This window comes from Peteryoungia ipomoeae (assembly GCF_004912165.1).
Classification (GTDB): Bacteria; Pseudomonadota; Alphaproteobacteria; order Rhizobiales; family Rhizobiaceae; genus Allorhizobium; species Allorhizobium ipomoeae.
Genome location: NZ_STGV01000002.1, coordinates 369,916 through 394,010, shown reverse-complemented (window position 1 = coordinate 394,010; position 24,095 = coordinate 369,916). Strand labels below are relative to the sequence as shown.

Below are 24,095 nucleotides of genomic sequence, written 5' to 3'. Positions count from 1 at the left end.
GAGGAGCCGGCCATGGCGTCCATCGACATCAACGAAGTCTCCAAGATCTACGACAAGGGCGGCGCCAAGGCCGTCGATACAGTCGATATCCAGATCGAAGACGGTGAGTTCATCGTCCTCGTCGGCCCGTCGGGCTGCGGCAAGTCAACGCTCCTGCGCATGGTCGCAGGGTTGGAGGAGATCTCGCAAGGTACGATCTCGATCGGCGACCGCGTGGTCAACGAGGTAGAGCCGGCGGACCGTGACATCGCGATGGTGTTCCAGAATTACGCGCTCTACCCGCATATGACGGTCTACGACAATCTGGCGTATGGTTTGAAAAACCGCGGTACGCCGAAGGCGGAGATCGCCGCCCGGGTGGCCGAAGCCGCCAAGATGCTGGAGATCGAGAAATATCTCGACCGCAAGCCGCGGGCTCTGTCCGGCGGCCAGCGGCAGCGCGTCGCCATGGGCCGCGCCATTGTCCGCAAGCCGGCTGTCTTCCTCTTCGATGAGCCGCTGTCGAACCTCGACGCCAAGCTGCGTGTGACCATGCGCGGCGAGATCCGCAAGCTGCAGAAGCGGCTGAAGACGACGGCGCTGTACGTGACCCATGATCAGCTGGAAGCCATGACGCTCGCCGATCGCCTGGTGGTGCTGAACGGCGGTCGCATCGAGCAGATCGGCACTCCGCTTGAGGTCTACAACCGCCCGGCCTCCACCTTTGTCGCAAGTTTCATCGGCTCGCCGGCTATGAACCTGATCGATGGCGAAATCATCGGCGATCGTCTCGTCATTGCAGATTCGGTCTTGCCGCTCGAAGCACGCTATCCGCAGGGGCCAGTCCACGTCGGCATCCGGGCTGAGGATCTTGTCGTCGCTCAGCCTGGCGACGCCATGTTTGAGCTTGAGATTGACTACGTTGAAGAGCTAGGCTCGCAGAGATTGGTGCATGGACTGCTGGGCGATCGGAGGCTGACGGCGGTGGTGTCGTCCACTGCCCAGGTTGAAGGTCGCCTGTTCCTGTCCATCGCAACGTCGCGGCTGCATTTCTTTGCGAAAGAGAATGGCCGCCGTATGTCGGAACTCGATGAACGAACCATGGCTGAGGGGCGGGCTTCGGTTGATGGGCAACTGGCTATTGCATGATGCAACCCGCCAATTTCGCTAAAATCCTATTGAACGGTCAAACGGCCCCTTAGCGGCTTCGCGCTATTCTCCGAGGACTTTAAGGTCGGAGAGAGAAATGCCGCTTAAACTTCTTGTGGCCGGAATGGCTGCTGTGTTCTTGGCGCAGCCCAGGCGGCAGGCAGACGTCAAACCCGCCATGATCGCTGCCAATGGCAACAACCTGGCGTTCCGCGCTGCCCCCATCAATCCGGACTGGATCATTCGCGGCACGCCGCTGGCCCGGATTGGCGAGCACTCGACAAGCGGTGACGAGGCGAGTTCTACCGCGGTCTGGGACTGCACGGCGGGTGAGTTTCGCTGGTTTTTCGGCTGGGACGAAACGGTCGTCATCCAGGAGGGCGAGGTCGCCGTGACCGATGAGGACGGCAACCAGCGTCTGCTGCGCGCCGGTGACATCGCCTACTTCCGTGCCGGCACCTGGTCCACCTGGCGTGTCGATGACTATGTCCGCAAGGTTGCCTTCCTGCGAAAGCCGTTTCCGGGGCCGCTTGCCAGCCTCTACCGGCTGCGCAATGCCATGCGCGGCGGAGCGAGCAAGGCCCTCTGAGACCAAACCTCCCTTCAGCAAAATTCACGAGCCGCGCCGTTGCCTTCGGTCTGGCCAGGGCCTAAATCTGCCGTGCTTTCAACGGGGATGACGACATGGCTGAGATCAGGAACGTCGCGGTTCAGATGGACCACGTATCGACGATCAACATTGCGGGCGACAGCACCTTCGCCATGAGCCTGGAGGCTGAGGCGCGCGGCTACAAGCTCTTCCACTATACGCCGGATCGCCTGTCGATGCGCGACGGCAAGATCTATGCGACCGTCGAGCCCATGCAGCTGCGCGACGTCAAGGGGGATCATTTTACCCTCGGTGAGCCGGAGCGGGTCGATCTATCGACCATGGATGTCGTTCTGCTGCGCCAGGACCCGCCCTTCGACATGGCTTACATCACGGCGACGCATCTGCTGGAGCGCATCCATCCGAAGACGCTCGTGGTCAATGATCCGGCCTGGGTGCGCAATTCGCCGGAGAAGATCTTCGTCACCGAATTCGCCGATCTGATGCCGCCGACGCTGATCACGAGGGATCCCGCCGAAATTGCCCGTTTCCGCGAAGAGCAGGGCGATATCATCCTGAAGCCGCTCTATGGCAATGGCGGGGCCGGCGTCTTCCACTCCACCCGCGATGATCGCAACTTCTCCTCGCTGATGGAGATGTTCAACCAGATGTTCCGCGAACCCTTCATCGCCCAGGGCTACCTGCCGGCGGTGCGCAAGGGTGACAAGCGCATCATTTTGGTGGATGGCGAGCCTGTCGGCGCGATCAACCGCGTGCCGGCCGAACACGATGCCCGCTCCAACATGCATGCCGGCGGCCGGCCCGAGCCGACCGAACTGACCGCGCGCGAACGCGAGATCTGCGCCCGCATTGGACCGGCGCTGCGCGAGCGCGGCTTCCTGCTGGTCGGCATTGACGTCATTGGCGACTACATGACCGAGATCAACGTGACGTCACCCACCGGCATTCGCGAGGTGAAGAAATTTGGCGGTGCCGATATCGCGGCTTTGCTGTGGGATGCCATTGAGCGGAAGCGCCGCGGCTGAATTCTGTTCGCTCTTCGTTTTCATCGTGCAACCTGGCGCAACCACATGATTATCATAGGGTGTATTTGTTCCGCAAATGTTCTTGCCAATCCTGTCAGCCTGTGAAACACTCTGCTCAACCGGTGCGAGCACAATGAATGTGGTTCCCCGGGCCAGAAGATCGGCGAGGGCGGGCAATGGTGGCGCGTGTCAGTACGGTTGCATTCCAGGGTATCGAAGGCGTCTCGGTCGAGGTGCAAGTCATGGTCGCGCCGGGCAGGGCCGGCATCCAGATCGTCGGCCTGCCGGATAAGGCGGTCGCGGAAAGCCGTGAACGTGTCCAGGCCGCATTGCACGCGTCGGGGCTCGCACTGCCGCCGAAAAAGGTGACGGTCAACCTCGCCCCGGCTGATCTGCCGAAAGAGGGGTCGCATTTCGATCTGCCGATTGCGCTTGGCCTGATGGCGGCGCTCGGCGCCATCCCGGCGGATGCGCTGGCGGACTATTTGGTGATCGGCGAGCTCAATCTCGATGGCACGATTGCCTCCGTTGCCGGCGCGCTTCCCGCAGCCATCAGCGCAAACGGTCTCGACAAGGGATTGATCTGCCCCGCCGACAACGGTGCCGAATCCGCCTGGGCAGGACCCGACATCGCAATCCTTGCGCCCCGCAGTCTCATCGCGTTGGCGAACCATTTTCGCGGTACGCAGGTTTTGTCCCGGCCCGAGCCCGCAGTCAGAACCCTGTCGTCAACCTTGCCGGATCTTGCCGATATCAAGGGCCAGGAGAGCGCCAAACGCGCACTGGAAGTCGCTGCAGCCGGAGGGCACAATCTCCTGATGGTTGGACCACCGGGCTCTGGAAAGTCGATGCTGGCAGCGCGTTTGCCGTCCATTCTGCCGCCGCTTGCTCCGGCAGAATTGCTCGATGTATCAATGATCCATTCAATCGCCGGCCAGCTCTCCGGCGGCAAGCTCTCCGATCGGCGTCCCTTTCGCACACCGCATCATTCCGCAACCATGGCCGCGCTGATCGGTGGCGGGTTGAAGGCAAGGCCGGGCGAGGCATCGCTGGCGCATCACGGCATCCTCTTTCTCGATGAGTTTCCCGAGTTTTCGCCACCCGTGCTCGATGCTCTGCGGCAACCTTTGGAAACCGGGGAATGCATCATTGCACGCGCCAATCACCGCGTGTCCTATCCGGCAGATTTCCAGCTGATTGCCGCGATGAACCCTTGTCGGTGCGGCATGGCCGGAGAACCGGGCCATGTCTGTGCCCGCGGCATTCGGTGCCAGACCGAATATCAGGGGCGCATTTCGGGGCCATTGATGGACCGCATCGATATCCGCATCGATGTTCCCGCCGTCTCTGCGTCGGACCTTATCCGGCCGCAAGCGGCTGAGCCAAGTGCAAAGGTGGCTGCCCGCGTTGCTCTCGCTCGCGAGCGGCAGCAGGAGCGCTTTGCCCGCCTCGGTCTTGCTTTCTCCACGAATGCGCGTTGTTCCACCGCGGTTATTGAGAGGTTGGCGGAACCAGATGCGGGCGGTCTTCAGCTTTTGCGCGACGCGGCTGAGAAATTTCGCTTCTCCGCCCGAGGCTATCATCGTGTGCTGAAGGTGGCGCGAACGCTCGCAGATCTCGATGGCGTCGAGACCTTGGGTCGCATCCATCTGGCCGAGGCAATCTCATATCGCATTGCATCTGAGCGGCTGGCGGCGGCAGCTTGAGGCCAGTCTGCAGGCCGTTCTTCGTTGATCGCCGAGGGCTATCAGGAGAGGGGCTGCTCGGCGAGCGGTAGCGTCAAGGTGGCAAGAGCACCCGTTTCCGGGAAGGAGAGTTCCGCTTCACCCTGAATGCTGGTCACGACCCTTTGAACGAGGATGGAGCCAAAGCCGCCGGAAGCGGGTGTTGTTACGGCGGGGGCGGGGCCTCCCGTTTCACGCCAGGTAATTTCCAAGCGCTTCTGTTTATCCGGCCCCGTTGTCGCCACGCGCCATGTCAGCGAGATGTGGCCGCCCGCGACACTCAAGGCGCCATATTTCGCAGCATTCATACCAAGCTCGTGCAGGATGAGCGAGAGGACCACCAGTGTCTGTCCATCGATCGGAACCCTCGGCCCCTCCATGTTAAGCCTTTGCGTCCCGACGATTGAGAATGGCTCCAGCGCCTGTCCGGCAATTTCTTCAAGGGACGCCCGGGCGCCATCACCCGCCCCGCGTAGCAGGAGGTTCGAGCGGCCAAGCGCACCCAGTCGGTCTCTCAGCCGATCCGCAAGTTCCGGGGCACTCGATGCATTCTTCAGAGAAAGGCTAATGATGGCATTGATTGTGGCGAACGTGTTCTTCAGGCGGTGGTCGAGCTCTTTGGCCATCACCTCCTGCTGGTCTGCCAGTCGTTCGATCTCACGGCGCGCCGACGTTTCGGTGCGGTAGGCGCGAATGACCAAGTGAATGAGCAAAAGATCGGTGGTGACAACGAATATATAAAGACCCATCGCCAGCAGCGTGCCAGCGGAAAGGTCGAAGCGACCGGGGCTGATGAAACAGTACCAGGCGGTTACGCCAGACAAGGCTGCAACGAGCAGGCCTTGTCGTGTCCCGAAGGCGAAGCCACACAGGATCACTGCTGGAAAAAACGTCAGAAAGGGGAAGCCCTGTGGCAGTACGGGATCGAACCAGGCGCGGACTGCATAAGCGATCACAAAAACGAGCAGGCTTCCGACATAGGTAGCCACATGGCCGAACGGAGAGAGCCGGTTCTGAATGGACGCGAAAGCGGGAAGGGAGCCGATAAGGGAGCGCATGGGAACGTTGAGAAGCTTTCGGTGAACCTACCGCTTATAGCAAAGCGATTCTGCAAGCGATAGGGAGCGGCAGCCGGATCTTGGGGCCGGCTGCCGCTTGGCTTTAGTCAGCCAATCCTGCAAAGAGAGCTGTCGATAGATAGCGCTCTGCAAAGGATGGGATGATCACAACGATCGTCTTTCCTTCATTCTCGGCCCGTTGGCCCACCTTGATCGCCGCGGCAAGTGCCGCGCCTGAAGAGATGCCGACCGGGACGCCTTCAAGCCTCGCCACATGACGCGCGGTTTCGAAAGCTTCGTCATTGGAAACCGTGACGATCTCGTCATAGACGCCGGTATCGAGAATCGCCGGTGCGAAGCCCGCCCCGATGCCTTGAATCTTGTGAGGGCCGGGATTGCCGCCGGAAAGGACCGGGCTGTCCGCAGGCTCTACTGCGATGACCTTGATTTCGGGCTTCTTGCCCTTCAGCACCTGGCCGGTGCCGGTAATCGTCCCACCGGTCCCGATGCCGGAAACGAAAATGTCGACATCGCCATGGGTGTCGTTCCAGATCTCCTCAGCCGTCGTCTTGCGATGGATTTCCGGGTTGGCCGGGTTTTCGAACTGCTGCGGAATGATGGAATCTGGCGTGGTTTCTGCCAGTTCCTGCGCCTTGGCGATCGCGCCCTTCATCCCCTTGGCACCTTCGGTCAAAACCAGTTCCGCGCCGAGCAGGGCGAGCATCTTGCGACGTTCGATCGACATGGTCTCTGGCATGGTGAGGATCAGGCGATAGCCCTTGGCCGCTGCGGCGAAGGCCAGCGCAATGCCAGTATTGCCTGACGTTGGCTCGATGAGAACGGTCTTGCCGGGGGTGATCTTGCCCTGCGCTTCCAGGCTCTCGATCATTGCCACGCCGATGCGGTCCTTGACTGAGGCGATGGGGTTGAAGAATTCAAGCTTGGCGAGCAGATGCGCCTTGACGCCCTTCTCCTTGGCGAGTTTGTCCAGCCGCACGATCGGGGTGTCGCCGATTGTCTCTGTGATCGAGTTATAGATGCGTCCACGACCGGGTTTCTTCTGATCTGCCATGACAGTCTCCCTACTGATTTTCAAACCCAGTCTAAGCTGCGCTTCGGGCAGACGCCAGTATCGCCATATCAAGCTACCGTCAGGAGATGGAAAATGCTGCTGCATCAACAGCAATGACGCAATGATTTGCCCTCACGGAAACATAATCGCGAAATCACCAAACCTTCAGGCAGCACGGGTCGCGATATAGGCAGCGGTCCCCGCGAGAACCGCGGCGGCACTGCGATTGAGAACTTTCAATGCCTGCGGGCGTTTGAGCAAGCCGCGCGCCTGGGCGGCAAGCAGGATATACGGCAGCAGCACGGCCATCAGGACAACGAAGGTGAGGCCGACCAAAAGAAGGTAATCCGCAATCCCGATCGCCTCCAGCGGGATAAGCGTGGGCACCAACGCCACGTAGAACAGCATGGTTTTTGGATTGCCGAGCGTGACGAAAAGGCCGGAAAGGAAAGAAAGCGACGGTCGCATCGCGCGCTCTGCCTGGATGTCCTGCGGCAGCAGACCGGCGGTCCAGAGCTTCCAGGCGATATAGATGAGATAGGCGGCGCCCAGGAATTTGAGGATCAGGAAGGGTGTCACGAAGGTCTTGGCAAGCACGGAAAGCCCCAGGATGACCGCCGTGAGATAGATAAGGTCGCCCAAAATCAGCCCCAGCCCCATGAAGAATGTTGGCCGGAAGCCGGACCCCAATGCCCGCGCAACGATGGCCGTCATGCCCGGACCCGGGATTGCCGCTGCAATGAACAGGGCGCCGCAATAGGCGATAATGGTTGTCAGTGTCATGGGGCGCCTCCATATCCGGCCTTTTTAATGTCTTGCAGGCCCGATGAGAAGCCTGCGTCTCACAAGATGCCGATGCATATCGTCAGGCCGGAAATGTCGTTCATCGCAAGTCTAGGCGGTGTCTCAAACATGTCGTGGTGACAGGTTCTCGTTTGCCGAGGGTGCTTTTGCTGGCTAGGCAAGAGAGCGCAATCGGAGATCTGCCAGTGCCAAGCTTCAGCTCGCTTCTTCCCTTCGCCCTGATATGCCTGGGCATGGTGCTGACCCCGGGTCCGAACATGATTTACCTCGTGTCGCGTTCCATCTGTCAGGGGCCAATGGCTGGGCTCATTTCGCTGGGCGGCGTGGCGCTGGGCTTCGTGGTCTATGTGCTCTTGACCGCGTTCGGCATTACCGTACTGCTGTTTGCGGTGCCCTTTGCCTATGACGTCTTGAGGTTCGCTGGCGCGCTCTACCTGGGCTTTCTTGCCTGGCAGGCGCTGAAACCCGGCGGTCGCTCCGCTTTCCAGGTGCGGGATCTGCCAAGGGACAGCCGGTCCAAGCTCTTCCTCATGGGGTTCGCGACCAGCCTCCTCAATCCGAAGGTGGCGGTGCTTTACCTGTCCTTGCTGCCGCAGTTCATCGTTCCGTCCGGCGGCGACGTCTTTCTTCAGTCCCTGGCGCTTGGCTTTACCCAGATCGTTGTCAGCGTCGCCGTCAATGCGCTCATTGCTCTCTCTGCCGGGTCGATTGCGCTTTTCCTCGCAGGGCGGCCATTCTGGATGGTCGTTCAGCGGTGGCTAATGGGAACGGTGCTTGCCGCACTTGCCGTCCGGATGGTGGCCGAAGCGCACCGATGAGGCGAACGCCTCAAACGCCTGTCGATCCGAACCCGCCGGCACCCCTTGACGTTTCGCTTGTCTCCGACACCTCCGTTATCCGCGCTTGCGTGACCGGAGCGATCACCATCTGCGCAATGCGCATGCCGCGGCTGATGACGAAGGCCTCTTCGCCGAGATTGATCAGCAGCACCTTCACTTCACCGCGATAATCGCTGTCGATCGTGCCTGGTGTGTTAAGGCAGGTCACGCCGTTCTTGAAGGCAAGACCGGAGCGCGGGCGGATCTGCGCTTCAAAGCCCAGCGGGATTTCCATGATGAAACCTGTCGGAACCAGAGCCCGGGTCCCGGGGGCGAGCGTCAGCAGTTCATCCTCGGTCAAGGCCGCGCGCAGATCCATTCCGGCCGCGCCTGCCGTTTCATAGGCTGGAAGGTCCAGTCCCTGTCCATGCGGCAGGCGCTTGAGGTTGAGCACGGGGCCGATGACGTCGGAGCGGATGGCTGACATGGGTGGATTCCTTTGTTGCCCGCGCTCAATTGCATATTGGCTGCTGAAACGCTAGATAACCGCCCGACCAGAAGGATTTCCAGACCATGGCCGAAACGCTCGCCGAGGCGGTCTCCCGCCGCCGCACCTTTGCTATTATCGCGCACCCGGATGCGGGTAAGACGACGCTCACAGAAAAGCTTCTGCTGTTCGGCGGCGCCATCCAGCTCGCCGGCGAAGTCAAGGCGAAGAAGGATCGCATCCAGACACGGTCGGACTGGATGAAGATCGAGCGCGAGCGCGGCATTTCGGTCGTGACCTCGGTGATGACCTTCGAATATGACGACAAGGTCTTCAACATCCTCGATACGCCCGGTCACGAGGACTTCGCCGACGACACCTATCGCACGCTGACCGCCGTCGATGCCGCCGTGATGGTCATCGATGCCGCCAAGGGTATCGAGCCGCGGACGCTGAAGCTCTTCGAAGTCTGCCGCATGCGCGACATTCCAATCATCACCTTCGTCAACAAGATGGACCGTGAAAGCCGCGACCCGTTTGAAATCCTCGATGAGGTCGAAGAGAAGCTGGCGCTCGATACGGCCCCGATCACCTGGCCGGTCGGTCGCTCCAAGACCTTCTGCGGTTCTTATCATCTCGCCAACAACACCTATCGGGGTGGCGATGCCCAGGTTGAGCCGCTGAAGGTCAACGGACCGCAGAGCGTTGCGGAAAACCTGCCGGAGAATGAGCGCCAGGCCTTCATCGAAGAGCTGGAGCTTGCGCGCGATGCTTGCCGTCCCTTCGATCGTCAGAGCTTCCTCGAAGGCCACATGACGCCGGTTTTCTTCGGTTCTGCGCTTCGGAACTTCGGGGTGCGCGACCTGATCAATGCGCTCGGCGATTTCGCACCGCCGCCGCGCGACCAGGTGGCTGACACACGCACCGTGCATGCCGCGGAAGACAAGATGACGGCCTTCGTCTTCAAAATCCAGGCCAACATGGACCCGAACCACCGTGACCGCATCGCCTTTGCCCGCATTTGCTCGGGCAAGCTGGAACGCGGCATGAAGGCCCGCCTTGCCCGCACGGGCAAGCAGATGGGCCTCACAGCGCCGCAGTTCTTCTTCGCCTCGCAGCGCCAGCTGGCCGATACCGCCTTTGCCGGCGACGTCGTCGGTATCCCGAACCACGGAACACTGCGCATTGGCGACACACTGACCGAGGGCGAAAACCTCGTCTTCCAGGGCGTGCCGAACTTTTCGCCGGAAATCCTGCGCCGCGTACGGCTCGAAGATGCGATGAAGGCCAAGAAGCTCAAGGAAGCGCTTCAACAGATGGCGGAAGAGGGTGTCGTGCAGCTCTTTTCGCCGGAAGACGGCTCGCCGGCCATCGTCGGGGTGGTCGGTGCGCTGCAGCTCGACGTCTTGAAGGAGCGCCTTCAAGGCGAGTATGGCCTGCCGGTCTCGTTCGAAATGTCGCGCTTCTCCGTTTGCCGCTGGATTTCGGCCGAGAACAAGGACGATCTGGAAAAGTTCATGACCCAGCGTCGCGGCGATATCTGCCGCGATCTCGACGGCGATCCGGTGTTCATGGCGCAGGACCAGTTTTCGCTGCGTTACGAGTCCGAACGCTATCCCGCAATCAAGATGGTTGCGATCAAGGAGTATCACGTCGCCAAGGCGGCATGATCTGCTTGCCGTCATGACAGACATACAAAGGGCGGGAAGCGTGTTGATCGCTTCCCGTCCTTTTTGATTGCGTGGCGGACATGTCAGGCAATACGGCGAATCCGCAGACCCAGCTCACCCGAGACATCCACGGTCAGATCCTCGTATCCGGCAATCGACGGATACTCTGTCTCCAGCGGATGCTGGTGGGTGCCCGTCACGACCACGACGTCCGCCCCCGCAGCTTCGCCCGCCTTCACGCCCGCTAGAACATCTTCGAAGACGAGGCAGCGCGTAGCATCGAAGCCCAGTTTCTCGGCACCCAGCCGATAGCCGGCAGGATCGGGCTTACCGATCTTCACATCTTCTGCAGTCACGATCGTCTGCGGCTGCGGCAGACCCGCTGCGCCGATGCGCGCGCGGGCAAGGGCCGCCGGCGCCGATGTGACAATGGCCCAGCGGTCGGCCGGCAAGGCGTTGAGGAAGGCGATGGCGCCGGGCAGCGGAACGATGCCCTCAAGATCTTCGATCTCGCCGCGCTCCACTTCGAGCGCCTCGGCAGTCACGTCCACCCCCGGCAGATTGAGAGCAGCGATCGTGTCGACGCCGCGTTTGCCGTGCATGCTGGGAAGAAAGGTCTCAAGGTCGAGGCCATGACGCAGGGCCCAGCGGCTCCAGACGCGTTCGGCTGCTGCGATGGAATTCAGAAGCGTGCCGTCCATGTCGAACAGGAAGCCATCGTAATACGTGTCGGTCAGGCGATCGGGGGAAGAGGTCAAATCTATCGTCCTTGCTGCAGCGGGCTCGTCACCCGGCGGACCTAAACCAGTGGCTGGGGAACCGCAATGGTTTGATGGTAGATGACAAGCGCGGGGCGCTGGTCTAGCATCGACTCCGAGACAGGGGCGTCCGGCGTAAGCCGGGCTGAGAAGCACCCTTTGAACCTGAACCAGATCATGCTGGCGGAGGGAGTCACGGGATGCCGAATTGCCGACGGCACTGCCGGCTCCCCATGAGCTCTCCGCCGCGTCCCGGAGTGCAAGACATGTCGAACCACCCAGCCATCCGCAACATCCTATCGATCGCCGGATCGGACCCTTCCGGCGGTGCCGGCATCCAGGCGGACCTCAAAGCATTTTCCGCCCGTGGCTGCTACGGAATGGCGGTCATCACGGCCTTGACAGCGCAGAACACGCAAGGCGTCTCTGCGGTACAGGCGGTCGATCCCGGTTTTGTTGCCGAGCAGATCCGGATGATCTCGGCCGATATTCGCGTCGACGCCGTGAAGATCGGCATGATTGCCAATGCCGAGATCGCAAGGGCCGTGGCGGAGGCCCTCAGGCCGTACCGAGGCCTGCCCATCGTGCTGGACCCGGTCATGATCGCCAAAGGCGGCGCGTCATTGCTCGATCCAGAAGCCGTCGATGTTCTCAGGCGTGATCTTCTGCCGCTTGCAACCGTGCTTACCCCCAACCTGCCGGAGGCGGCAGCGCTCCTTGGCGTGACGGAAGCGACGGATCGCGGCGAGATGGAAGCACAAGCCGTGGAGCTAGTCGCGCATGGACCACTGGCCGTACTCGTCAAAGGCGGCCACCTGCCGGGCCCGCAAAGCCCGGATGTCCTGGTGTCGGACCATGAAGTGACGTGGTTCGAGGGACTGCGCGTCAAGACAGCCAACACGCATGGCACAGGCTGCTCCCTGTCAAGCGCGCTTGCCGCCGAACTGGCGAAAGGTCGAAGCCCGAGGGAAGCCGTGGAGAAGGCGAAAGCTTGGTTGGCAGACGCGGTCGCGATGTCGGACCGTTTGACGGTCGGCGAGGGTCACGGACCGGTGCATCATTTTCACGGCCTATGGCAGGGCTAGTCGTCTGCTCCCTTCGGAATATGCCGAATGTCGAACGAGAAGGGGAGAGCGGAAGAGAGATAGGATTGGTGGTTGGGCGTGAATGACTGTCGCTGGTCGATGGTGCCGAGCCTGATGCCGATCGCCTTTCCATCCGCATCGGCGCGGTACAGCGGCGAGCCGCAGCTGCCGCAAAAGAACTGGTCACTAGCTCGACCGCTGTCGCCGATCTTGCGATAGCGTTTGGGATCACCCGACACAATCCGGAAGCGATCATCTGTTGCCCTGACAGTGACTCGGTAGACGGAGCCGGTGAGTTTCTGACAATCGGTGCAGTGGCAAATGCCGACAGCGGACGGATCGACCTCAGCTTCATAGTGTATTTCGCCGCACTGGCAGGATCCTGAGATGAGCATCAGTCGCGCCTCCCAAAAAAATGCCCGGCGGTGGAGGGCCGCCGGGCAAGTTGAACTTGACTGTGCTCTATTAATGATCGGCCTTGATAAAGGTTCCATTGTTGAGCTCGCGCATTGCCTGCATCAGTTCTTCGCGTGTGTTCATGACGATCGGTCCATGCCACGCGACAGGTTCCTTGATTGGCTTTCCGGTCACCAGCAGAAAGCGGACGCCCTTCTCTCCAGCCTGTACGGTAATCTCGTCGCCGGTATCGAAGACCACAAGCGTACGATTGCCGGAGAGGTCTCGGATATTGATCTCCTCGCCCATGAATTCCTTCTCGACTTTGACGCCGAAGGGTTTGGATGCATCGCGAAACGTACCGGATCCCGCGAAGATATAGGCAAACGCAGAGCGGTAGGTATCGACCGGAATACGCTTGCGTTTGCCTGGTGGTATGGAAATGTCGAGATAGACCGGTTCGGCCGCAATGCCGTCAACAGGCCCGCTCTTGCCCCAGAAGTCGCCTGAAATCACCCGCACCGACGTACCGTCATCGTCGACCACGACGGGGATGTCTGCCGACTTGATGTCCTGATAGCGCGGTGCCGTCATTTTCAGCGACGAAGGCAGATTGGCCCAGAGCTGGAAGCCGTGCATGCGCCCGGCAAAATCGCCTTTCGGCATTTCCTGATGCAGAATGCCGCGACCGGCAGTCATCCACTGCAGGTCACCGGCACCCAGTGTGCCCTGGTTGCCAAGACTGTCACCATGGTCGACAGTGCCCGCCAGCACATAGGTAATGGTCTCGATCCCCCGATGCGGATGCCAGGGGAAGCCGCGCTGATAATCGGCGGGATTGTCGTTGCGGAAATCGTCCATCATCAGGAAGGGGTCGGTGAGCGATGTATCGCCGAAACCGAAGACGCGGTGTAGTTTGACGCCTGCACCCTCCATGGTGGGCGTGGCCTGGCTCTCATGCTTCACGGGACGGATGGACATCTGAACCTCCTGGGTCGCCTTTTCCGAATTGAGCGGAATGTAAAGAACTCCGACGCTTTCTGCAGCCTTGTCATCCGCAACGCAGTGTTCACTCCGCAAGGCATTGGCAGCGCCGATGCCATTGCTGCACCCGCCATTTTTCTGTCATGACTTTCGTCACGTTAAGGAATCATTAGTCATTCGCGCAAAGACTGTCATTGGTCCGCCGTCTGGATGCGGAGCTGGAGTTTCAGATCTCACATGTGTCGCTGGGCAGCCTATCGCGGGGAACCGCTTTACCTTGAAGAACTGGTCACATCGCCGGCGCATTCGCTGATTGAACAATCCCACTGCGCCACCAAGGCGAAGACCGCGACCAACGCCGACGGTTTCGGACTTGCCTGGTATGGAGATCGTCCGGAGCCCGGGCGCTTCCGGGATGTTCTGCCCGCATGGTCCGACTGCAATCTGAAAAGCCTCGCCCGGCAGATCCGTTCGCCATTGTTTCTCGCCCATGTCCGTGCTGCCACGCACGGCTCTACCCGGCGCGACAATTGCCACCCTTTCGTGCACGGCATCTGGTCCTTCATGCACAATGGCCAGATCGATCATTTCGATCGCATCCGCCGGCCGATGGAATCGATGCTGGACGATGACCATTTCAACGCTCGCGTCGGCACCACCGATAGCGAACTGCTCTTCCTCCTTGCCCTCCAGTTCGGGCTGCGCGAGCGACCCATCGCCGCTATGGCGGAGGCGGTTGGCTTTGTTGAGCAACTCAGCCTGCATCTGACGGGTGCCGCCCGTATCCGCATGACGGCGGCCTTCTCGGATGGGGTAACCTTGTATGCCGTCCGCTATTCGACGGATGAACACGCGCCCACCCTGTTTGCCGCCCCCATGGGCCCCAAAGGCAGCTACTGCCTGGTCTCTGAACCGCTTGACGACGAGAAGGACACCTGGGTCGAGATCCCTGCAGGCAGCGCCGTGATCCTGAGCGAAAACGGTCTGGATGCCGCCGAGTTCAATCCTGTGCGCGAACGGAGCTTGCAGCCGGAAGCCAGGCTGGAGGCGATGGCCGGCTGACGAGGGAAGTAGGGCCCGTCAGGCGATCCCGAGCTCTTGGCGCAGCTTGCGTGTCAGGCTGGCGCTGACCGTTTTGTAAGACCGTTCGAGATATTCCCGCAACTCCGCTTCGGCGAGCTCGGCATTTGCGCTGACGCTCACCCATTTGCGCTTGGCAAAATAGGGCGCCTGTCCGACACCCTTAAGCGCGGTCAGGATTTCGAACGTTTCCTCGCTTACCTTGAAAGCAATGTGCTTATTGCTGTCCGAGAGAAGCGCGAAAACCTTGTCGCCGACCTTGGCAACTGCGCTGTCCCATTGATCGCTGAGGCTGGTCCCCGGATAGGTGGATACGAAGGCAGCAAAGCCTTCTCGCGTGAAGAGGGTCATGACCGTTCTCCGGAAAGACGTGCGGCGATCCAGAGGGCGAGGCGTTCGGCAACCTCCTCTTTGGAAAGGTCCGGCCAGCTTTCGGTGTGCGCGGCTTCGATCAGCCTGACGCTGTTGCGGTCTCCGCCCATGATGCCTGTCTCCGGCGAGACATCATTGGCCAGGATCAGGTCAGCGCCCTTGCGCTCAAGCTTGGCCTTGCCGTTCAGTTCGACGTTCTCGGTTTCAGCGGCAAAGCCGATCACGAGGCGCGGACGTTTTTCATGATGCCCCACAGTTTTCAGAATGTCAGGATTTTCGGTCAGCTGCAGGGGAGCGGGCGGCTCGCCCGGCTGCTTCTTGATCTTCTGCTCGGCGGAGGCCGCCACGCGCCAGTCCGCAACGGCCGCCACCATGACGGCGATGTCGGCGGGCAGTGTCCCCAGCACCGCGTCGCGCATCTCGTCTGCGCGCTCCACATGAATGGTTCGGACACCCTGGGGGTCAGGGATCGTCACCGGTCCGGAAACAAGCGTCACATCCGCACCGAGGCGTGCAAGGGCCGCAGCGATCGCATGCCCCTGCTTGCCCGAAGAGCGGTTGGCGATGTAGCGGACGGGGTCGATCGGCTCATGCGTTGGCCCAGAGGTTACGATGGCGCGACGTCCGGCAAGCGGCTTGTCGGCAGAAAGCAGCGCGTCGATACGGGCCAGGATCTCCAGCGGTTCGGCCATCCGGCCAACACCCTTCTCGCCGCTTTCGGCCATCTCGCCCTGCATGGGGCCGAGAAAATGAATGCCGTCCTCTCGAAGCGTCGTCACATTGCGCTGCGTGGCGGCATTGGCCCACATGACGGGGTTCATTGCCGGTATCAGCAGGATTGGTTTGTCGCTGGCAAGAAGAACCGTTGACGCAAGATCATTGGCAAGCCCGCTCGCTATCTTCGCCATCAGGTCTGCGGTTGCCGGTGCCACCACCACCAGATCGCAATCGCGCGCCAGCCGGATATGGCCCACGTCCTGCTCGTCCTCCCGCGAGAAGAGATCGGTGTAGACATGGCTCGCCGTCAGGGCACCCACGGCAAGCGGCGTGATGAATTCCTGCGCTGCACTTGTCATGATCGGGCGCACGCCCGCCCCCTGTTCCCGCAATCGGCGAATGAGGTCGAGGCTCTTGTAGGCGGCGATGCCGCCCGCGATGATCAGCAGAATACGCTTTCCGGCCAAGGACATGGATAGGCCCCTTTCGTTCGCCGCGACCCTAGCGCAAAACCGGCTGGAGGCAAATCACACGACGACCGGTTGAGGCATTCGAGCCCGCTTGCCGATCAATCACCCGTCTTGAGGTTCAGCGGAACTTCCGCCACGGCACCCTTTGTGTCTTCCAGATACTGCAGGCCCGCCCCAAGCGTCGCGGCCATGGATTTGACGATGCGACTGCCAAGCCCGGTGCCCTTCGGCGCACTGTTGGGGTCAATGCCGATCCCGTCATCCTCGACCCTGAGAAGGGCTTCGTCCTCGGAGATGCGCTTCAGCGAAACGCGAATGTCGCCCGCCGTCCCCGGCGGATAGGCATATTTGAACCCGTTCGTGACAAGCTCGGTGACGATCATCCCGACCGAAACCGCCTTGTCGGCGCTGATCGAGATGTCGTCCGCGTCCAGCAGAAGGCGAATGGGCCGTTCGGGACTGTGCAGGGAATTGTCGAGCTCGGCGGTCAGGCGATTGAGGTAGCGGTCCAGCTCGACGCGTCTGACGTCGTCCGACGTGTAGAGACTGCGGTGCATGCCGGCGATCGCGTTGATGCGCGCCTGCGTTTCCGCAAGCTCCGCCTTTACCTCTTCGCTGGGCGCGCTCGAGATCTGCAGCCTGAGCAAGCTGGCAACGAGCGCCAGCGAGTTGGCGACGCGGTGGTTGACCTCGGCGAGCAGCGCTTCCGCGCGTTCCTTGCCGCGTCTGATCTCCTCTTCCGCACGGGCCTTTTCGGCGCGCAGCTGGGCGTTGGAAATCGATTGTTCGATGGCGCTGGTGAGCAACGACAAGAAGTCGTCGCTCACCGTCTTGATCACGTAGTCCGCTGCTCCAGACTTGATTGCCTCAATGGCAATACGCGCCTCGTTGGAGCCCGTGACATAGACGACCGGAACTTCCAGCCCAGCGCTACGCATCTGCGCCAGGACCTCGTGACCTGTCGTCTGGCGCAGATAATGGTCAAGCACCACGACATCGAATGTGTGGGCATCGAGATGCTTGAGCATGTCTTCGGCGGACTCGGCATGAACGACGTCATGACCCAACCGGCCGAGATGTTTTTGAACCAGCCGCACGAGTGCAGCGTCGTCATCCAGATAGAGGACGCGAAAGCTGCCGGTTTCGGTCTCTTCAGGGGATCTGCATGACCGAGAAGAAGAGTCCGAGCTGGCGGATGGCATTGGCGAAATTGTCGTAATCGACAGGTTTGGTGATGTAGACATTGGCCCCAAGGTCGTAGCAACGCTGGATTTCACGTTCATCATCCGTGGTTGTGAGAATGACGACTGGCAGTCGGCGTGTGTGTGGATTTGATTTGATCTGCTCGAGAATGTCGGTTCCGGACATGTCCGGCAGATTGAGGTCGAGGAGCACCAGGAGGTATTTGTCCTGCGACACCTCGCCGGAACGGTCCTTGCCGAGAACGAAGTCGAGCGCGGAGGTTCCGTCGGTAAAGGGGATGATTTCATTGTGCACGCCGGCACGGCGCACATTCTTCTCGATAAGGCGGGCATGACCTTCGTCATCCTCGATCATCACGATAGTCACTTCTTTGCCAACGGCCTTCATTGTCCACTCCGTACTAATCGAGACAGATCCGCAGGCAGGCGCAGGACGAAGGTTGACCCTTCGCCCAAACGGGACCGGACGGTGATCTCACCCCCGAGATTGCGGGCCAGCGAACGTACATGGGCAAGGCCGATGCCTTCGCCCGTCTGGTCCTGCTGGCCGGAACGTCGAAAGAGTTCGAAGATGCGTTCGTGGTCCTGGTCTGCGATGCCGCGTCCGTTGTCTTCCACTTCGATCCGCACCATGTGGCGACCCTCGGGTGCTGCTCGCACGGAGATCGCCAATGGTCGGTCGGGTTGCTTGTATTTGATGGCGTTATCGAAAAGGTTACCAAGGATTTGCTCAAGCGACAGACGGTCGGTGGTGATCCTTGGAACGCTGACGTTGAAGTCCAGATTGCCGTCGCCTTCGCTGACCTGGTGATGGACGCTGTTGCCGATCGTTTCCAGCATCGGCTTCAGTTCGATCGGTTCCGGCTTGAGCTGGCGTTTGCCGTCACGCGAAATCTTCAGGATCGCATTGATCAGGCCGTCCATCTTTTTCGTCGACGAGCGAATGAAACCGATGGCTTCCGGCAGGTCCTCGGAGGCTGCGAGACGGGCATCCTCGATATCGCGTTCGCTGAGCGGCGTGCCGTCATTCAGCACATAGGCCTGCAAGGCTTTCAGCGACGTGTCGAGCTCTGCGGTGAAGCCCATGATGTTGACAAGCGGCGCGCGCAGATCATGCGTGACGATATAGGCGAAACGCTGGATCTCCTGGTTCGCCCGCATCAGGTCCTCGGTGCGTTCGGCCACCCGCGCCTCCAGCCCCTCATTGAGGAACTCGACCTCGCGTCGCGACGCCGCCAATGCCCGGATATGCTGGGCAACGAGGAGAAGCGCGCCACCCATGACGGCGACGATCGCGATGCCGCCGCCGATCGTGATCCATTGGAGCCGTTTCGTCGCCTCGATCTGGGATGCCGTGCCATTCTCGACGTTGGTGTCGGAGCGCTGCATGAACATGCCGAGTGTGTCGCGGATGCTGTCCATCAGCTCGCGCCCCACTTCCGCCTGCATCAGCCGCGTTGCCTCTTCGCGTTGTCCAAGGCGGACCACATTTACCGAATTTGCCATTTCTGACACCTTCTGCTCGACGGTCCGACGAAGCTCCCCGAATCTTTCGGCCATCGCCGGTCGGTTCGCAACTGCCAGCTCGAGTTGGGACAGCTGCTGGCGAACATCGCCAACCGCCCTCTGATAAGGGGCGAGAAAGCGCTCCTCCTCGGTCACCACGAAACCGCGCTGTCCAGTCTCTGCATCCGTCAACGTCTGCATGAGATCAGCTGCCGTGCGACGGATCGCGCGTTCGTCGAGAATGTATTCGAACGTCTCCTGCGTCTGTGCGACGAGATTGAAGCTGGCGATGATGATGCCAACCAGGATGCCGGTGCCGATCAACAGGAACAGGAGCGTGGATCGGACAAAACCGGAGCTGATGGAGGACATAAAACTCCCGGGAACAAGACGCGAGGACGCTCGTTTAACGCATCGAGCCTCGGATTGTTCCGGGGTAGACTTAGAAAATTTTCAGAGGATATTCCATGCGATGATGACGAGCGTCGCGGCGATGATCCAAAGCGCGAGCCTGCCCGATCGGGTATGCCGTGCTTCCGCCTTGCCGATCCGCTCGGCCGTCTGAGCATCGAAACGCAGCCCGTCTTCACTCATCCGCATGATTTCGCCATGCAGTTTTTCCGTCTTCGCCGCGATTTCGGGCAGGGCTTCGGCCAAACGAAGCGCGGCTTTCGCACCGTCTTTGAGATCTGTCGCGATGCGTTTCGGCCCAAGATTGTCCCGGATCCAGTGCGAAACGACGGGCTCTGCGGCCTTCCACATGTTAAAACGCGGATTGAGTATCCGCGACACACCTTCCACCACGACCATGGTCTTTTGCAGCATTACCAGTTCCGGGCGCGTTTCCATGTCGAAGATTTCGGTCACCTCGAACAGCAGCGTGAGCAGCTTGCCCATGGAGATGGTCTCGGCCGGCTGGCCGTGGATCGGCTCGCCGATGGCACGGATCGCCTGCGCGAAGCTCGCAACATTATGGTGCGAGGGAACATAGCCAGCCTCGAAATGCACCTCCGCAACGCGCAGGTAGTCCCGCGTGATGAAGCCGTAGAGGATCTCGGCCAGGAACCGCCGTTCCTTTTTGCCCAATCGGCCGGCAATGCCCATGTCGACGGCAACGATCATGCCCTCGGGATCGACGAAGAGGTTCCCCGGATGCATGTCGGCATGGAAAAACCCGTCCCGCAAGGTATGGCGGAGGAAGGACTGGATGAGAGTGTCGGCCAGCGCGTTCAGGTCATGGCCGGCGGCCTTGAGAGCCTCGACATCCGACATCTTGATGCCGTCGATCCACTCCATGGTCACGACATCACGGCCGGTCCGCTCCCAGTCCACCGTAGGCACGCGGAAACCAGGATCGTCTTTGGTGTTTTCGGCAATCTCCGAAAGTGCCGCCGCCTCAAGGCGCAGGTCCATTTCGACCTTCGTCGTCTGCTCCAGCGTGCGCGTCACCTCGACCGGTCGCAAACGGCGCGTATGGGCGAGGAAGCGTTCTTGCAGATGCGAAACGAGATACATCGCCTCAAGATCGGCGGCGAAACGCTTGCGCACGCCGGGCCGGATGACCTTGACGGCAACTTTGCGGCGCCCCTGCGGGCCTTCGATCTCGGCGGGGTGGACTTGGGCAATCGAAGCAGCAGCGATCGGTTGCCCGAATTGCGCATAGAGGTTGTCGACGGAACGCCCGAGAGAGTCCTCGATCGTCTGCCTTGCGGCGTCCGTCGGGAAGAAATCCATTCGGTCCTGAAGCCCGGCGAGATCCTCGGCAAACTCGGCGCCGACCACGTCAGGCCGCGTCGCGAGAAACTGTCCGATCTTCACATAGGACGGACCCAGCCGGGCAACAGCCCGCGACAGCCGGTCGGAGCGCTCACTCGACTTGGCGCGGTTGCGCGCCAGCGGCGAAACCGCTGCCTTGGCCATTCCCACAAGCGGCGGCAGGCCTTCGGAGGGAAGGGCTGCGATCACGCCTTCGCGAACCAGCACCCAACCCACCTGCGCCAGGCGGAAATATGCGCCTATCGTGCTCATTCAGCTTAGATCTTCCAGCCGGAATGCAGCGCCGCGATGCCGCCGGTGAAGTTGGTGAAGCGAACGCTGGAGAAGCCGGCGCGCTCGATCATCCTGGCGAAATCCGCCTGATTGGGAAATTTGCGGATCGATTCCACCAGATACTGATAGGGCTCTGCATCTCCGGTGATCATCTTGCCGAAGCGTGGGATGGCATTGAACGACCAGGCATCGTAAACTTTGTCGAGAAGCGGCATTTCCACCTCGGAAAATTCCAGCACGAGCAGGCGTCCGCCGGGCTTCAGCACACGAAATGCTTCCTTAAGCGCCACATCGATATGCGGAACGTTGCGAATGCCAAAGGCGATCGTATAGGCGTCGAAGGTCTTATCGTCGAAAGGCAGGCTTTCGGCATTGGCTTCAACGAAGGTGAGGTTGGGCGTCAGGCCCTTCTTCTCGGCGCGTTCGGCACCAACGCCGAGCATGGAGCCGTTGATGTCGAGAACCGTCGCATGGGCCTTGCGTCCGGATGCCTCGACGATGCGGAAGGCGATGTCACCGGTGCCGCCTGCCACGTCGAGAACCTTGTAGTTTTCGTCCTTGCGCGGATTAAGCGACGAGACCATCGCGTCTTTCCAGACCCGGTGCAAGCCGGCCGACATCACATCGTTCATGATGTCGTAGCGCTTGGCCACCTTGTGAAAGACCTCGTTGACCAGGCCCTGCTTTTCCTGTTCGTCGACCTGACGGAAGCCGTAGGAGGTTTCCATGCCGCCATCGGCGGAAATGCGGCTTGCAGTCATTGTTTCACTCCACGGAACGGACAGGTTGGCGGACCATAGCGAAAACATTCTTGGCGCGCTATCTGAGCACAAGGAACGTTCAGAGGCTGGTCTATAGACCTTTAAACAGGCTGTTCAAACAGAAAGATGGGCCAAAATGCCGGAATTGCCAGAGGTTGAGACGGTTCGTCGCGGATTGAGCCCGGCGATGGAAGGTGCCGTCGTCACACGGCTCGAGTTGCGTCGCCAGGATCTGCGATTTCCGCTTCCGGTGGACCTTGCACTACGCACCGCCGGGCGCCGGATCGTGTCCCTCTCGCGCCGCGCCAAGTATCTGCTGATCGATCTCGACAATGGCGACACCGTCATTGCGCATCTCGGCATGTCCGGATCTTTCCGCGTCGAGGCGGCGGACAGCACGACGCCGGGCGTCTTTCATCACGAGAGAAGCAAGGATGAAAAGCACGACCATGTCGTGTTCCACCTGGAGCGCCAGGGCGCGGTGTCGAGGGTCATCTACAATGATCCGCGTCGCTTCGGCTTCATGCACATCGTCGCGCGCACAGAGCTCGATGCCTATCCGGCGTTCCAGGAACTCGGCCCCGAGCCGGTCGGCAATCGCCTCTCTGCAGATTATCTTGCATCGCGCTTCGCCGGCCGGGCACAACCTCTGAAATCCGCTCTTCTCGATCAAAAGGTCATCGCAGGTCTTGGCAATATCTATGTCTGCGAAGCGCTTTGGCGCTCGCATCTTTCTCCAACACGCAAAGTGGCGACGCTGGTGACCAAGACCGGAAAACCGAAGCAGGAATTGCACCTCCTGACGGACGCGGTGCGTGCTGTAATCGCCGATGCGATCGAAGCCGGCGGCTCGTCTCTGCGCGATCACATCCGGACCGACGGGACGCTTGGCTACTTCCAGCACACGTTCAAGGTTTACGATCGTGAAGGGGAGGCGTGCCAGACGGAAGGTTGCGGCGGTATCGTCGAAAGGATAGTTCAATCCGGCCGATCGACATTCTATTGTCGGCGCTGCCAAAAATGAAAGCCGGCCCAAGGGAGAGAGCCATGTCCTACGAAACCCTGCTGATCGAGCATCGCGACCGCGTCGCCATCATCACGTTGAACCGTCCGCAGGCGCTGAACGCGCTGAACTCGACGGTCCTGCACGATCTCACCGCTGCGCTGCGCGCCCTGCAGGCAGATCCGGGGATCTCGGCAGTTGTTCTGACAGGCTCGGAAAAGGCCTTTGCCGCCGGCGCCGACATCAAGGAAATGCAATCGCTCGACTTCGTCGATGTCTATACCGGCGACTTCATTTCCGGCTGGGATGAGATTGCAGGTTTTCGCAAGCCATTGATCGCCGCGGTTTCCGGCTTTGCGCTGGGCGGCGGCTGTGAACTAGCAATGATGTGCGATTTCATCATCGCCTCGGAAACGGCAAAATTCGGCCAGCCGGAAATTACGCTCGGCGTCATTCCGGGCATGGGCGGTTCGCAGCGGCTGACCCGCGCCGTCGGCAAGGCGAAGGCGATGGATCTCTGCCTGACCGGCCGGATGATGGACGCGGCCGAGGCGGAGCGGTCAGGCCTCGTGGCGCGCGTGGTTCCGGCCGAGAGGCTGCTGGATGAGGCCGTGGCAGCGGCGGCGAAGATTGGCTCCTTCTCGCTTCCGGCCGTCATGATGGCGAAGGAGGCGGTCAACCGTGCTTTCGAGCAGACGCTGGCGGAAGGTCTGCGTTTCGAGCGTCGACAGTTTCACGCGCTGTTTGCCACCGAAGACCAGAAGGAAGGGATGGCCGCCTTCGTTGAGAAGCGAAAGCCGGCATTCCGCAACAGATAAGGCGATTGGCGGGCATGTTTCGTGCAGAATCCGCGTTGACGCAATCGCGCTTTCCAGCTATATGCCCGCCCACGGTTGAGATCACCCCACGGGTTTTCTCATGAAACAGCTCCCCAAGTGCTGAAATGGCAGGTCGCAGAGACCCGATGCGGCGATGGTGGGCTTTGGTTTGAATTCGAAGAGAGGCATCCATGGCCAACACAACTTCGGCGAAGAAGGCGACCCGCAAGATCGCTCGCCGCACTGCAGTCAACAAGGCTCGCCGCTCGCGGGTCCGTGGTTTCATCCGTAAGGTCGAGGAAGCTATTGCTTCCGGCGATGCAGCGGTCGCTAAGAACGCGCTCCAGGCAGCTCAGCCTGAGATCCAGCGCGCAGCCACCAAGGGTGTGGTTCACGCCAACACCGCATCGCGCAAGATCTCGCGCCTGGCAGCCCGCGTTAAGGCGCTCGCCGTCTAATTTTAGACACTTTTCTGCCAAATTTGAGAAGAGCCCGGCT

The 24,095-nt window shown here is 60.8% G+C and carries 25 protein-coding genes and 1 riboswitch; of the genes, 11 read left to right on the top strand and 14 right to left on the bottom strand.

Annotated elements, in window-relative coordinates:
* Positions 1 to 12: 12 nt before the first annotated feature.
* The 4 genes from FAA97_RS08340 to FAA97_RS08325 all read left to right on the top strand — a co-directional run bounded on the left by FAA97_RS08340 (position 13) and on the right by FAA97_RS08325 (position 4,469).
* On the top strand, positions 13 to 1,128 hold the full coding sequence (locus FAA97_RS08340) for an ABC transporter ATP-binding protein (RefSeq protein WP_136598071.1): 1,116 nt from the start codon (positions 13 to 15) through the stop codon (positions 1,126 to 1,128).
* Positions 1,129 to 1,225: 97 nt separating this feature from the next.
* On the top strand, positions 1,226 to 1,717 hold the full coding sequence (locus FAA97_RS08335; protein WP_136598070.1) for a cupin domain-containing protein: 492 nt from the start codon (positions 1,226 to 1,228) through the stop codon (positions 1,715 to 1,717).
* Between the two features lie 95 nt (positions 1,718 to 1,812).
* On the top strand, positions 1,813 to 2,763 hold the full coding sequence (gene gshB, locus FAA97_RS08330; protein WP_136598069.1) for a glutathione synthase: 951 nt from the start codon (positions 1,813 to 1,815) through the stop codon (positions 2,761 to 2,763).
* Positions 2,764 to 2,939: 176 nt separating this feature from the next.
* Positions 2,940 to 4,469: a YifB family Mg chelatase-like AAA ATPase gene (locus FAA97_RS08325; RefSeq protein ID WP_136598068.1), complete on the top strand. Its 1,530-nt coding sequence runs from the start codon at positions 2,940 to 2,942 to the stop codon at positions 4,467 to 4,469.
* A 41-nt stretch (positions 4,470 to 4,510) separates the two neighbouring features.
* On the opposite strand, the gene FAA97_RS08320 is transcribed toward FAA97_RS08325, so the two are convergent.
* The 3 genes from FAA97_RS08320 to FAA97_RS08310 all read right to left on the bottom strand — a co-directional run bounded on the left by FAA97_RS08320 (position 4,511) and on the right by FAA97_RS08310 (position 7,400).
* Complete coding sequence (locus FAA97_RS08320; RefSeq protein ID WP_136598067.1) at positions 4,511 to 5,545, bottom strand: sensor histidine kinase; 1,035 nt, start codon at positions 5,543 to 5,545, stop codon at positions 4,511 to 4,513.
* Positions 5,546 to 5,648: 103 nt separating this feature from the next.
* Positions 5,649 to 6,617 (bottom strand): cysteine synthase A, encoded by a 969-nt coding sequence (gene cysK / locus FAA97_RS08315; RefSeq protein ID WP_136598066.1) that lies wholly within the window; start codon positions 6,615 to 6,617, stop codon positions 5,649 to 5,651.
* A 165-nt stretch (positions 6,618 to 6,782) separates the two neighbouring features.
* Positions 6,783 to 7,400 (bottom strand): LysE family translocator, encoded by a 618-nt coding sequence (locus FAA97_RS08310; protein WP_136598065.1) that lies wholly within the window; start codon positions 7,398 to 7,400, stop codon positions 6,783 to 6,785.
* Between the two features lie 254 nt (positions 7,401 to 7,654).
* Between FAA97_RS08310 and FAA97_RS08305 the strand changes: the two genes are divergently transcribed.
* Complete coding sequence (locus FAA97_RS08305) at positions 7,655 to 8,239, top strand: LysE family translocator (protein ID WP_425467415.1); 585 nt, start codon at positions 7,655 to 7,657, stop codon at positions 8,237 to 8,239.
* 10 nt (positions 8,240 to 8,249) lie between these two features.
* Here FAA97_RS08305 and dut read toward each other — a convergent pair whose 3' ends face one another.
* A complete protein-coding gene (gene dut, locus FAA97_RS08300) occupies positions 8,250 to 8,726 on the bottom strand; it encodes a dUTP diphosphatase (protein ID WP_136598063.1) in 477 nt (158 codons plus the stop codon).
* A gap of 86 nt (positions 8,727 to 8,812) precedes the next feature.
* Here dut and FAA97_RS08295 point away from each other — a divergent pair, with 86 nt between their 5' ends.
* Complete coding sequence (locus FAA97_RS08295) at positions 8,813 to 10,396, top strand: peptide chain release factor 3 (RefSeq protein WP_136598062.1); 1,584 nt, start codon at positions 8,813 to 8,815, stop codon at positions 10,394 to 10,396.
* A gap of 83 nt (positions 10,397 to 10,479) precedes the next feature.
* Here the strand turns inward: FAA97_RS08295 and FAA97_RS08290 are convergent, their stop codons facing one another.
* Positions 10,480 to 11,154: an HAD family hydrolase gene (locus tag FAA97_RS08290; RefSeq protein WP_246041371.1), complete on the bottom strand. Its 675-nt coding sequence runs from the start codon at positions 11,152 to 11,154 to the stop codon at positions 10,480 to 10,482.
* Positions 11,155 to 11,266: 112 nt separating this feature from the next.
* Positions 11,267 to 11,363, top strand: a riboswitch (TPP riboswitch).
* A gap of 57 nt (positions 11,364 to 11,420) precedes the next feature.
* Here FAA97_RS08290 and thiD point away from each other — a divergent pair.
* Positions 11,421 to 12,239 carry a bifunctional hydroxymethylpyrimidine kinase/phosphomethylpyrimidine kinase gene (gene thiD / locus FAA97_RS08285; protein ID WP_136598061.1) on the top strand — a complete coding sequence of 273 codons (819 nt, stop codon included), beginning with the start codon at positions 11,421 to 11,423 and terminating at the stop codon, positions 12,237 to 12,239.
* Here thiD and FAA97_RS08280 read toward each other — a convergent pair.
* A complete protein-coding gene (locus tag FAA97_RS08280; protein WP_136598060.1) occupies positions 12,236 to 12,634 on the bottom strand; it encodes a GFA family protein in 399 nt (132 codons plus the stop codon). The genes thiD and FAA97_RS08280 overlap by 4 nt on opposite strands.
* A gap of 70 nt (positions 12,635 to 12,704) precedes the next feature.
* Positions 12,705 to 13,616, bottom strand: coding sequence for a pirin family protein (locus FAA97_RS08275; protein ID WP_136598059.1), 912 nt, complete (start codon positions 13,614 to 13,616; stop codon positions 12,705 to 12,707).
* 240 nt (positions 13,617 to 13,856) lie between these two features.
* On the opposite strand from FAA97_RS08275, the gene FAA97_RS08270 reads away from it, so the two are divergent.
* Complete coding sequence (locus FAA97_RS08270) at positions 13,857 to 14,681, top strand: class II glutamine amidotransferase (RefSeq protein WP_136598058.1); 825 nt, start codon at positions 13,857 to 13,859, stop codon at positions 14,679 to 14,681.
* An 18-nt stretch (positions 14,682 to 14,699) separates the two neighbouring features.
* On the opposite strand, the gene FAA97_RS08265 is transcribed toward FAA97_RS08270, so the two are convergent.
* From FAA97_RS08265 to ubiE, 7 genes are all read right to left on the bottom strand, one after another.
* Positions 14,700 to 15,050 carry an MmcQ/YjbR family DNA-binding protein gene (locus tag FAA97_RS08265; protein ID WP_136598057.1) on the bottom strand — a complete coding sequence of 117 codons (351 nt, stop codon included), beginning with the start codon at positions 15,048 to 15,050 and terminating at the stop codon, positions 14,700 to 14,702.
* Positions 15,047 to 16,261, bottom strand: a complete 1,215-nt coding sequence (gene coaBC / locus FAA97_RS08260; RefSeq protein WP_136598056.1) for a bifunctional phosphopantothenoylcysteine decarboxylase/phosphopantothenate--cysteine ligase CoaBC — start codon at positions 16,259 to 16,261, stop codon at positions 15,047 to 15,049. The genes FAA97_RS08265 and coaBC overlap by 4 nt, the downstream gene beginning before the upstream one ends.
* A gap of 95 nt (positions 16,262 to 16,356) precedes the next feature.
* Positions 16,357 to 17,460 (bottom strand): histidine kinase dimerization/phosphoacceptor domain -containing protein, encoded by a 1,104-nt coding sequence (locus FAA97_RS08255; protein ID WP_136598055.1) that lies wholly within the window; start codon positions 17,458 to 17,460, stop codon positions 16,357 to 16,359.
* Positions 17,411 to 17,848, bottom strand: coding sequence for a response regulator (locus FAA97_RS08250; RefSeq protein ID WP_136598054.1), 438 nt, complete (start codon positions 17,846 to 17,848; stop codon positions 17,411 to 17,413). The genes FAA97_RS08255 and FAA97_RS08250 overlap by 50 nt, the downstream gene beginning before the upstream one ends.
* Positions 17,845 to 19,338, bottom strand: coding sequence for a sensor histidine kinase (locus FAA97_RS08245; protein ID WP_136598053.1), 1,494 nt, complete (start codon positions 19,336 to 19,338; stop codon positions 17,845 to 17,847). The genes FAA97_RS08250 and FAA97_RS08245 overlap by 4 nt, the downstream gene beginning before the upstream one ends.
* An 81-nt stretch (positions 19,339 to 19,419) precedes the next feature.
* On the bottom strand, positions 19,420 to 20,994 hold the full coding sequence (ubiB, locus tag FAA97_RS08240) for a 2-polyprenylphenol 6-hydroxylase (RefSeq protein WP_136598052.1): 1,575 nt from the start codon (positions 20,992 to 20,994) through the stop codon (positions 19,420 to 19,422).
* Positions 20,995 to 20,999: 5 nt separating this feature from the next.
* A complete protein-coding gene (ubiE, locus tag FAA97_RS08235) occupies positions 21,000 to 21,776 on the bottom strand; it encodes a bifunctional demethylmenaquinone methyltransferase/2-methoxy-6-polyprenyl-1,4-benzoquinol methylase UbiE (protein WP_136598051.1) in 777 nt (258 codons plus the stop codon).
* Positions 21,777 to 21,912: 136 nt separating this feature from the next.
* On the opposite strand from ubiE, the gene mutM reads away from it, so the two are divergent.
* The 3 genes from mutM to rpsT all read left to right on the top strand — a co-directional run bounded on the left by mutM (position 21,913) and on the right by rpsT (position 24,055).
* A complete protein-coding gene (mutM, locus tag FAA97_RS08230) occupies positions 21,913 to 22,800 on the top strand; it encodes a bifunctional DNA-formamidopyrimidine glycosylase/DNA-(apurinic or apyrimidinic site) lyase (protein WP_136598050.1) in 888 nt (295 codons plus the stop codon).
* A 23-nt stretch (positions 22,801 to 22,823) separates the two neighbouring features.
* Positions 22,824 to 23,597: an enoyl-CoA hydratase gene (locus FAA97_RS08225; protein ID WP_136598049.1), complete on the top strand. Its 774-nt coding sequence runs from the start codon at positions 22,824 to 22,826 to the stop codon at positions 23,595 to 23,597.
* 191 nt (positions 23,598 to 23,788) lie between these two features.
* Entirely contained in the window at positions 23,789 to 24,055 is a 267-nt protein-coding gene (gene rpsT / locus FAA97_RS08220; protein ID WP_136598048.1) for a 30S ribosomal protein S20, read from the top strand.
* The last annotated feature ends 40 nt before the right edge of the window (positions 24,056 to 24,095 follow it).

Coding starts and splice junctions, on each gene's coding strand:
- FAA97_RS08340 (WP_136598071.1), top strand. CDS start 13: ATGGCGTCCATCGACATCAACGAAGTCTCCAAGATCTACGACAAGGGC.
- FAA97_RS08335 (WP_136598070.1), top strand. CDS start 1,226: ATGCCGCTTAAACTTCTTGTGGCCGGAATGGCTGCTGTGTTCTTGGCG.
- gshB (WP_136598069.1), top strand. CDS start 1,813: ATGGCTGAGATCAGGAACGTCGCGGTTCAGATGGACCACGTATCGACG.
- FAA97_RS08325 (WP_136598068.1), top strand. CDS start 2,940: ATGGTGGCGCGTGTCAGTACGGTTGCATTCCAGGGTATCGAAGGCGTC.
- FAA97_RS08320 (WP_136598067.1), bottom strand. CDS start 5,545: ATGCGCTCCCTTATCGGCTCCCTTCCCGCTTTCGCGTCCATTCAGAAC.
- cysK (WP_136598066.1), bottom strand. CDS start 6,617: ATGGCAGATCAGAAGAAACCCGGTCGTGGACGCATCTATAACTCGATC.
- FAA97_RS08310 (WP_136598065.1), bottom strand. CDS start 7,400: ATGACACTGACAACCATTATCGCCTATTGCGGCGCCCTGTTCATTGCA.
- FAA97_RS08305 (WP_425467415.1), top strand. CDS start 7,655: ATGGTGCTGACCCCGGGTCCGAACATGATTTACCTCGTGTCGCGTTCC.
- dut (WP_136598063.1), bottom strand. CDS start 8,726: ATGTCAGCCATCCGCTCCGACGTCATCGGCCCCGTGCTCAACCTCAAG.
- FAA97_RS08295 (WP_136598062.1), top strand. CDS start 8,813: ATGGCCGAAACGCTCGCCGAGGCGGTCTCCCGCCGCCGCACCTTTGCT.
- thiD (WP_136598061.1), top strand. CDS start 11,421: ATGTCGAACCACCCAGCCATCCGCAACATCCTATCGATCGCCGGATCG.
- FAA97_RS08280 (WP_136598060.1), bottom strand. CDS start 12,634: ATGCTCATCTCAGGATCCTGCCAGTGCGGCGAAATACACTATGAAGCT.
- FAA97_RS08275 (WP_136598059.1), bottom strand. CDS start 13,616: ATGTCCATCCGTCCCGTGAAGCATGAGAGCCAGGCCACGCCCACCATG.
- FAA97_RS08270 (WP_136598058.1), top strand. CDS start 13,857: ATGTGTCGCTGGGCAGCCTATCGCGGGGAACCGCTTTACCTTGAAGAA.
- FAA97_RS08265 (WP_136598057.1), bottom strand. CDS start 15,050: ATGACCCTCTTCACGCGAGAAGGCTTTGCTGCCTTCGTATCCACCTAT.
- coaBC (WP_136598056.1), bottom strand. CDS start 16,261: ATGTCCTTGGCCGGAAAGCGTATTCTGCTGATCATCGCGGGCGGCATC.
- FAA97_RS08255 (WP_136598055.1), bottom strand. CDS start 17,460: ATGCCATCCGCCAGCTCGGACTCTTCTTCTCGGTCATGCAGATCCCCT.
- FAA97_RS08250 (WP_136598054.1), bottom strand. CDS start 17,848: ATGAAGGCCGTTGGCAAAGAAGTGACTATCGTGATGATCGAGGATGAC.
- FAA97_RS08245 (WP_136598053.1), bottom strand. CDS start 19,338: ATGTCCTCCATCAGCTCCGGTTTTGTCCGATCCACGCTCCTGTTCCTG.
- ubiB (WP_136598052.1), bottom strand. CDS start 20,994: ATGAGCACGATAGGCGCATATTTCCGCCTGGCGCAGGTGGGTTGGGTG.
- ubiE (WP_136598051.1), bottom strand. CDS start 21,776: ATGACTGCAAGCCGCATTTCCGCCGATGGCGGCATGGAAACCTCCTAC.
- mutM (WP_136598050.1), top strand. CDS start 21,913: ATGCCGGAATTGCCAGAGGTTGAGACGGTTCGTCGCGGATTGAGCCCG.
- FAA97_RS08225 (WP_136598049.1), top strand. CDS start 22,824: ATGTCCTACGAAACCCTGCTGATCGAGCATCGCGACCGCGTCGCCATC.
- rpsT (WP_136598048.1), top strand. CDS start 23,789: ATGGCCAACACAACTTCGGCGAAGAAGGCGACCCGCAAGATCGCTCGC.